Source organism: Kitasatospora sp. NPDC036755 (assembly GCF_040636595.1).
Taxonomy (GTDB): Bacteria; Actinomycetota; Actinomycetes; order Streptomycetales; family Streptomycetaceae; genus Kitasatospora.
The window spans coordinates 1-7,862 of the sequence record NZ_JBEZUT010000376.1; the positions used below are offsets into that span (position 1 = coordinate 1).

Consider the following 7,862-nt stretch of genomic DNA (forward strand, 5'->3'; position numbering starts at 1 on the left):
TCTTCTGGGTCCGCGGGGGGGCCCTCGGGGTCGCGCCCGGCCGGGGGGGGGGGCCCCCCGGGGGGGGGCGCCCCGCCGCCGTCGTTCTCGGGGCCGGGGGCCCGGGCGCTAGAACGGCCGCAGCGCCGGCTCCTTGCGCCCACCGCCCAGCAGCCGTTCCAGCGCCCCCTCCACGTCGCCCCGCCAGGAGAGCGTGGTCCGTGCCTCCAGCCGCAGCCGCGGGTAGCGCTCGTGCGGGCGGACGGTCTTGAAGCCGACCGCGAGCAGGTGGTCGGCCGGCAGCACACAGCTGGTCGGCTCCCGCCCGGAGGAGCCGAAGGCCTCGATCGCCCGCACCCCGCGCCCGATCAGGTCCTTGGCCGCGGTCTGCACCAGCACCCGGCCGAGCCCCTGCCCCTGGTAGCCCGGCAGCACCCGGCTGACCATCAGCTGAACGGCGTCCGGCGAGACCGGGCTGGTCGGGAAGGACTGCGAGCGGGGGACGTAGGCGGGCGGCGCGTACAGCACGAACCCGGCGGGCCGGTCGTCCACGTAGACGATCCGACCACAGGAGCCCCACTCCAGCAGCACCGTGGAGATCCACCCCTCCTTCTCCAGCTCCGGCTTGCCCGACTCCACCGCTTCCTTCGCACTGACCGGGTCCAGCTCCCAGAACACGCAGGAGCGGCAGCCCGTCGGCAGGTCCCCGAGGTTGTCCAGCGTCAGCGGAGCGATCCGCCGTCCCATGGCCGCACCTCCTCCTCCCTCTCACGGTCGAGCATTCCCCCACGAACGCCGATGGGTGCGTGTTTCACGTGAAACAACGCCACGTGGAACACGCACCCATCGGGTCGTCACCCTCGGCGGGCCGGTCCGGCTCAGCCCTGCGACAGCCGCAGACCGTCCTCCCCCGGAGCCATGCTGTCCAGGATCCGGTTCAGGTCCTCCACCGAACCGAACTCCAGCACCACCTTGCCCTTGCCCAGCCTGCCGCCGCGCTGCGACACCTCGACCTTGACGCGGGTGTCGAAGCGGTCCGACAGCCGGCTCGCCAGGTCGTTGAAGGCCGGGGAGTTCAGCTTGCCCGCCTTCGGCGCCTGGCGCTTGGGCTTGTCCGGCTCCTCCGAGCGCATCAGGACGACGATCTCCTCGACGTTGCGCACCGTGAGGCCCTCGGCGATGACCCGCGCGGCGAGCCGCTCCTGCTGCTCCGGGTCCGACAGTCCGAGCAGCGCCCGGGCGTGCCCGGCCATCAGCGTCCCGGCCACCAGCCGGGTCTGGACGGACGACGGCAGCTTCATCAGCCGCAGGGTGTTGGAGACGTGGGTGCGCGAGCGGCCGATCCGGTCGGCCAGCTCCTCGTGGGTGCAGGAGAAGTCCCGCAGCAGCTGGTCGTAGGCGGCGGCCTCCTCCACCGGGTTCAGCTCGGCGCGGTGCAGGTTCTCCAGGAGGGCGTCCAGCAGCAGCTTGTCGTCCTCGGTGGCCCGGACGATCGCCGGGATCCGCTCCAGCCCGGCCTCCCGGGAGGCGCGCCAGCGGCGCTCCCCCATGATCAGCTCGAAGCTGTCGGCACCGACCTGGCGCACCACGATCGGCTGGAGCAGACCGACCTCCTTGATGGAGGTGACCAGCTCGGCCAGCTTGTCCTCGTCGAAGACCTCGCGCGGCTGGCGGGGGTTGGGGGTGATCGCGTCCAACGGCAGCTCGGCGAAGTACGCGCCGGCCGGCTGCGCCCGCTCGGCCCGCTTCTCCGCGGCCGCCCGGGCCGCCACCGTGCCGCGGCCGCTGGGCAGCGGCGTCACCGAGGCCGGTGCGGGCGCGGCTGCCGCGGGCTTCGCCTCCGCCCCGCCGTCCACCGGCGCGGCGGGGCGGATCAACGCCTCCAGCCCTCGGCCCAGACCAACCCTGCGAGCACTCACTGATGACCCTCCGTCGTGCCGTGCTGTGCCACCGGGGCGCCGTGCCCCTGCTGGCCGTCCCGCTGCTGACCCACCAGCGAACCGCCCGGGCCCACCGCACGCTGCGCGAGCTCGCGGGCGGCCTCCAGGTAGGAGAGCGCCCCGGTCGAACCCGGGTCGTAGGTGAGCACCGTCTGCCCGTAGCTGGGCGCCTCCGAGATGCGCACCGAGCGCGGGATCGCCGTGCTCAGCACCTCTTGGTGGAAGTGGGTCCGGACCTCCTCGGCGACCTGGGCGGCCAGCCTGGTCCGGGCGTCGTACATGGTGAGCAGGATGGTCGACACGTGCAGTGCGGGGTTGAGGTGCGCACGCACCAGCTCGACGTTGCGCAGCAGCTGGCCGAGGCCCTCCAACGCGTAGTACTCGCACTGGATCGGGATCATCACCTCCTGGCCGGCGACCAGGGCGTTGACCGTCAGCAGGCCCAGCGAGGGCGGACAGTCGATCAGGATGTAGTCGAGCGGCTGCTCGTACGCGGCGATGGCGCGCTGCAGTCGGCTCTCCCGGGCCACCAGGGAGACCAGCTCGATCTCGGCGCCGGCCAGGTCGATGGTGGCGGGGACGCAGAACAGCCCCTCGACGTCGTGCACCGGCTGCACCACGTCGGCCAGGGGCTTGCCCTCCACCAGGACGTCGTAGATGGACGGCACCTCGGCGTGGTGGTCGATGCCGAGCGCCGTGGAGGCGTTGCCCTGCGGGTCGAGGTCGACGACCAGGACGCGCAGGCCGTGCATGGCGAGCGAGGCGGCCATGTTCACGGTGGTGGTGGTCTTGCCCACCCCACCCTTCTGGTTGGCGACCACGATCACCCGGGTGGCGGCGGGCCGGGGCAGTCCCTCGCCCGCTCGGCCGATCGCCTGAACCGCAGCCTGGGCAGCCCGTGCGATGGGCGTGTCATCGATCTGGTCGACGGTCTCCGAGTCCTGCATGGGGGTCAGTGTTTCACGTGAAACCGGAGCGGCAACAGTCGCCGCCCGGTCACGGCGGAGGATGCCCGAGAGCAAGGAGCGACGTTTCACGTGAAACACCATGCCCGCTATGCCGGAAATCTGACGTTGCGACACTCCGGTGCCCCGGTGTCGACCGGGCCGTCACCTGAACGACGACGGGCGGACGTTCCCCCCTCGCAGGAGGACCGTCCGCCCGTGGTCGGCACGTGTTCGGTGTCACGCCGGATCAGCGGCTGCGGCGCCGCCCGCCCCGGCCGCGCTCGCCGCCGCGGACGGTCGCGGCGCGGCCCGCCCGGGCCGCCTTGGCGCGCCGGGTGGCTGCCTTGACCCCGCCGGGGCTCTCCCCCGCCTTCACCTGGACCACCCGGGTCGAGGTCTCCAGGGTGCCCTCGCCGACCGCGATGACGTTCCACTCGACCGCGCCCAGCTTGGCCAGCCCGGCCCGCGAGTCGGCCAGCTCCTGCTCGGCGCTGTCCCCCTTGAGCGCCAGCATCTGCCCGTGCGGGCGCAGCAGCGGCATGCCCCAGCCGGCCAGCCGGTCCAGCGGTGCCACCGCCCGGGCGGTCACCACGTCCACCGCGAGCTTGCCGACCATCTCCTCGGCACGGCCGCGCAGCACCGTGACGTTGTCCAGCCCCAGCTCCCGGACGACCTCCTCCAGGAAGGTGGTCCGGCGCAGCAGCGGCTCCAGCAGCGTCACCGAGACGTCCGGACGGGCCAGCGCCACCGGGATGCCCGGCAGGCCGGCCCCGGAGCCGACGTCGCACAGGGTGGTCCCGGAGGGCAGCAGCTCGGCCAGCACCGCGCAGTTCAGCACGTGGCGGTCCCAGAGCCGGGGCACCTCGCGGGGCCCGATCAGCCCGCGCTGCACCCCTGCGGTGGCCAGCAGCTCGGTGTAGCGGACCGCGGCGTCGTAGCGCTCACCGAAGACCTCCCGGGCGACGGCCGGCGCCTCGGCCAGCTGGTCCAGCTCGGTGGCCCGCCCCTCGGCGGCCGGGTCCACGTCCGCCCCCGGCCGGCCGGCAGCCGCGTTCTCCGTGTCCATCTCGACCTCTCCGATCCCCGGATCCACCGACCCGCTCAACGCACTGTTTCACGTGAAACATCCCACAAGGGACGACGACCCCGCCCGCACGAGGCGGACGGGGTCGCGTCCGGTGAAGCTCTCCGGCCGCCACGGCGGCCGGTCGTCGACCTGTCGGCCTCAGACCGGCAGCACGACCACGCACCGCTGGGGCTCTTCGCCCTCGGACTCGCTGCGCAGGCCGGCCGCGGCGATCGCGTCGTGGACGACCTTGCGCTCGAAGGGAGTCATCGGCCGCAGCTTGACCTGCTCGCCACTGCTCTTGGCCTGCTCGGCGGCCTTGGCGCCGAGCACCGCCAGCTCCTCGCGCTTGCGGGCCCGGAAGCCGGCAATGTCCAGCATGAGGCGGCTGCGCTCACCGGTCTCCCGGTGGACAGCCAACCGGGTCAGCTCCTGGAGCGCCTCCAGCACCTCGCCGTCCTGGCCGACCAGGCGCTGCAGCGCGCGGTCGTTGCCGTCACTGACGATGGAGACCAGGGCGCGGTCGCCCTCGACGTCCATGTCGATGTCACCGTCGAGGTCCGCGATGTCGAGCAGACCCTCCAGGTAGTCCGCCGCGATGTCGCCCTCCTGCTCCAGGCGGGAGATGAGGCTCTCGTCGGCGCCGGCCTCGGCCTCGGCCTCGACGGCGGAGGTGGTGCCTTCCGTCACTGATGGACTCCTTCGGAGATGGGCCCGTCTGTCGGGCCGGGGACGAAGCTCTTCGCGGCTGTCACAACGGGCGCGGGACCGGTCAGGACTTCTTCTTCGGCCGCTGGCCGCCACCGCGCTTCGGCTGCTGCCGGGTGCCCTGCTTGGTACCGGCGGGCTTGGCCGCGGTCTGCTTGGCGGGCGCCGGCTTGGCAGCGGAGTCGGCCGGGGCGGAATCCGCCGGGGCGGAGTCCGCGGGCTCCTCGGCCGGGGCGTCCTTGCCCAGTTCGACGGTCGGCTGGCCGGTGGCGCCGTGCTGGCGCTGCGCCTTGGTCTGCCGACGGGGCTGCTGGCGGCGTGCGGCCTGGGCCGACTCCTCGACCACCGCGGCGGCGCTGGCCGCCTCGCTCACGGCAGCCTTGGACGGGGGCAGCATGCCCCAGAGCGCGCCCTTGATCTCCGTACCGTCCGGACGCAGCCGGCCGGCCTTCTTCAGTCGCTCCTGGCGCTCCTGGAAGGCCTTGCTGCCCGGGGTCGGGTTGTTGTGGATGACGATCAGCTGCTGGCCCATCGACCAGACGTTGGTGGTCAGCCAGTAGACCAGGACACCGACGGGGAAGTTGATGCCCATCACGGCGAACATGATCGGGAAGACGTACATCAGCATCTTCTGCTGCTGCATGAACGGCGTCTTCACCGTGAGGTCGACGTTCTTGGTCATCAGCTGGCGCTGGGTGACGAACTGCGACAGCGACATCAGGATGATCATCACGGCGGTGACGATCTTGACGCTGGTCTCGCCGCTGCCGACGAAGGTCGCGGACAGCGGGGCGCCGAAGATGTGCGCCTTGCCGGCGCTCACCAGCAGGTCACCGTGGATGACCCCGATGTCCTGGCCCTTGGCGACCTTGGCGAGCACGCCGTAGAGGGCGGTGAAGAAGGGCGCCTGGACGATGATGGGAAGGCAGCTGGAGAACGGGTTGGTACCCGCCTCCTTGTACAGCTTCATCATCTCTTCCGACTGGCGCTGCCGGTCGTTCTTGTAGCGCTCCTGGATGGCCTTCATCTTCGGCTGGATCGCCTGCATGGCCCGGGTCGCCTTGATCTGCTTCACGAAGAGCGGGATCAGGCAGATCCGGATGACGACGACCATCGAGGCGATGGACAGACCCCAGGCCCAGCCACCGTCCGGATTGAAGACGTGACTGTACAGCGAGTGGAACTGGACGATGATCCAGGACACCGCCGTGTAGAGGGGACTCAGAAAACCGAAGGTCACCGGTCAGACTCCTTGGGCATCGGGCTTCGCCACCGGCTCCGGCTCGGCGGTCCCGCTCTTGGGGCTCAGCAGATCGCGCAGCCGGCGGTGCCACACCGGGTGCTTGCGCGGCGGAACGTGGTCCACCCCGCCAGGCGACCAGGGGTTGCAGCGCAGGATGCGCCAGACGGTCAGGCCGCCGCCCTTGACCGCCCCGTGCACCCGCACGGCCTCGTAGCCGTAGTGCGAGCAGGAGGGGTAATAGCGGCAGACCGGACCGAGCAGTGGGCTGATGGTCCACTGGTAGACCCTGATCAGACCCATCAGCAGGTACTTCATCGCCCTGCTCCCGTCGGCGCCGTGGCGGCGGGCTCCGTCCTCAGCAACCGCTTCAGTGCCGCGTCCAGGTCACGTTCGAGGTCCTGGTACGAGGCGGTCGCGGCCTGGGGCAGCGCACGCACCACTATCAGGCTACCGGCGGGCAGCCTGAAGAGACGATCACGAACGAGGTGGCGCAACCGGCGCTTGACCAGGTTGCGCACGACCGCCGGGCCAACGGCCTTGCTCACGACGAAACCCGCACGCGCCGAAGGAGTCCCCTCGGCGACGTGCGGGCGGAAGTCGCTGGTCCGGTCGGTCGGTCCCTGCGGGTCACCGTCTCTGCTGAGATGGACGACCAGAAGGGGCCGGCCGGCCCGGCGACCGCGTTTCACCGCGGTCGCGAAGTCCTGGCGCCGCCGCAGCCGATTCTCGGAGGGCAGCACAACAGACTCTGGCGCGGATCAGGCGGACAGGCTGGCGCGGCCCTTGCCACGGCGGGCGGCCAGGATGGCGCGGCCGGCGCGGGTACGCATACGCAGCCGGAAGCCGTGGGTCTTCGCGCGACGACGGTTGTTCGGCTGGAAGGTGCGCTTGCTCACTCGGGGGCTCCTGAGGTGAATCGTAGGATGACGGGGGGTCGCTTGGCCGTCACCGTGCGTCCGCGTGATCTCCCCTGATATCGGAAATCCGGCCCATCGCCCCAGTTCGGCTGGGGTCTGAGGCAATCCACGGCGCCCGTGCTGCGCGCCTTATGGAGCGGGTGGACCCGCGGACATGCGGCAGCGGCCATCGACAACTCGACCTGGTTACGGTACGCGGGACGGGGCGCGAGGGTCAAACCGGCCCGCTCCCGCCTGCCTTGCCCACAGCCTGTGGACAACGACTTGATCCCGCCCTGTTCGCTGACTACCGTTGCAGAACTTGTCTGGTTTGTTCTTGGAAAGCGTGCACCAGTGGCTGATGTCAACAGCGACCTCGTCCCGGTCTGGGCCAGGGTCGTCGAGCGGCTGGTCAGCGACCCCGATGTCGGGGAGATGGACAAGCAGTGGGTGCAGCGCACCCAGCCGATGTGGATGATGCACGACACCGCCCTGCTGGCGACCCCGAACGAGCGGGCCAAGCAGGTGCTGGAGGGCCGGCTGCTGCCGCAGCTGACCGAGGCCCTCAGCCGTGAGCTCAGCCGCCCGGTCCGGATCGCCGTGATGGTCGACGCCAACGCGGCGCCGACCTCCCCCGCACCCACCCCCCAGGCCCCCGCCGAGCCCTACCCGGGCCCGGACGAGGAGGACGGCCCCGACTACGGCGGCCAGGGCTACCAGCAGCCGTACGAACAGGGCCGCTCCTACGAGCAGGGGCAGCCGTACGAGCAGGGGCAGTACGAGCAGGACTACGAGCGCCCGCGCTACGACACCGGCGGCTACGAGCAGCGCCAGGCCCCGTACGGCGGCCCCGGCGGCGGTCCCGGCTGGCAGGGCTACCAGGAGCAGCCGCCCGCCTACCGCGACGCGGAGGAGCCCGCGCCCCGCCCGGCGCCGCGGCCCGTCCCCGGTCCGCCCGCGACCACCCAGGGCGACCTCTTCGGCGGTGCCTACGGCCCCGGCCCGAACGAGCAGCCCCGCACCGGCGCCGGCCGCGACGACTTCGGGGTCGACGACAACTTCTTCGACCTGGGCGGCGACTCG

9 protein-coding genes and 1 pseudogene are annotated in these 7,862 nt (G+C 71.7%); 1 reads left to right on the plus strand and 9 read right to left on the minus strand.

All coding sequences use genetic code 11. The features are described from left to right. Nucleotides 1-108: 108 nt before the first annotated feature. The 9 genes from AB0E96_RS35450 to rpmH all read right to left on the minus strand — a co-directional run bounded on the left by AB0E96_RS35450 (nucleotide 109) and on the right by rpmH (nucleotide 6,779). Nucleotides 109-726 carry a GNAT family N-acetyltransferase gene (locus AB0E96_RS35450; protein WP_359829988.1) on the minus strand — a complete coding sequence of 206 codons (618 nt, stop codon included), beginning with the start codon at nucleotides 724-726 and terminating at the stop codon, nucleotides 109-111. Between the two features lie 131 nt (nucleotides 727-857). Further along, nucleotides 858-1,898, minus strand: coding sequence for a ParB/RepB/Spo0J family partition protein (locus tag AB0E96_RS35455; RefSeq protein ID WP_359829990.1), 1,041 nt, complete (start codon nucleotides 1,896-1,898; stop codon nucleotides 858-860). After that, a complete protein-coding gene (locus AB0E96_RS35460) occupies nucleotides 1,895-2,839 on the minus strand; it encodes a ParA family protein (protein WP_359829999.1) in 945 nt (314 codons plus the stop codon). Before AB0E96_RS35460 ends, AB0E96_RS35455 begins: the two co-directional genes overlap by 4 nt. Nucleotides 2,840-3,113: 274 nt before the next feature. After that, nucleotides 3,114-3,932, minus strand: a complete 819-nt coding sequence (rsmG, locus tag AB0E96_RS35465) for a 16S rRNA (guanine(527)-N(7))-methyltransferase RsmG (protein ID WP_359829992.1) — start codon at nucleotides 3,930-3,932, stop codon at nucleotides 3,114-3,116. A gap of 159 nt (nucleotides 3,933-4,091) precedes the next feature. After that, nucleotides 4,092-4,622: a R3H domain-containing nucleic acid-binding protein gene (locus AB0E96_RS35470; RefSeq protein ID WP_359829994.1), complete on the minus strand. Its 531-nt coding sequence runs from the start codon at nucleotides 4,620-4,622 to the stop codon at nucleotides 4,092-4,094. Nucleotides 4,623-4,704: 82 nt separating this feature from the next. Then, complete coding sequence (gene yidC, locus AB0E96_RS35475) at nucleotides 4,705-5,880, minus strand: membrane protein insertase YidC (protein WP_359829995.1); 1,176 nt, start codon at nucleotides 5,878-5,880, stop codon at nucleotides 4,705-4,707. Nucleotides 5,881-5,883: 3 nt separating this feature from the next. Then, on the minus strand, nucleotides 5,884-6,198 hold the full coding sequence (gene yidD / locus AB0E96_RS35480) for a membrane protein insertion efficiency factor YidD (RefSeq protein ID WP_350743783.1): 315 nt from the start codon (nucleotides 6,196-6,198) through the stop codon (nucleotides 5,884-5,886). Continuing rightward, complete coding sequence (rnpA, locus tag AB0E96_RS35485; protein ID WP_359829997.1) at nucleotides 6,195-6,623, minus strand: ribonuclease P protein component; 429 nt, start codon at nucleotides 6,621-6,623, stop codon at nucleotides 6,195-6,197. Before rnpA ends, yidD begins: the two co-directional genes overlap by 4 nt. 18 nt (nucleotides 6,624-6,641) lie before the next feature. Further along, entirely contained in the window at nucleotides 6,642-6,779 is a 138-nt protein-coding gene (gene rpmH / locus AB0E96_RS35490) for a 50S ribosomal protein L34 (RefSeq protein WP_030059672.1), read from the minus strand. A gap of 354 nt (nucleotides 6,780-7,133) precedes the next feature. On the opposite strand from rpmH, the pseudogene AB0E96_RS35495 reads away from it, so the two are divergent. Continuing rightward, nucleotides 7,134-7,862: pseudogene (locus tag AB0E96_RS35495) on the plus strand (chromosomal replication initiator DnaA); the annotation flags it as partial.

Bases quoted from the DNA above. Each gene is read 5' to 3' on its own strand.
- yidD (WP_350743783.1), bottom strand. From the start codon at position 6,198: ATGAAGTACCTGCTGATGGGTCTGATCAGGGTCTACCAGTGGACCATC.
- rsmG (WP_359829992.1), bottom strand. From the start codon at position 3,932: ATGGACACGGAGAACGCGGCTGCCGGCCGGCCGGGGGCGGACGTGGAC.
- AB0E96_RS35450 (WP_359829988.1), bottom strand. From the start codon at position 726: ATGGGACGGCGGATCGCTCCGCTGACGCTGGACAACCTCGGGGACCTG.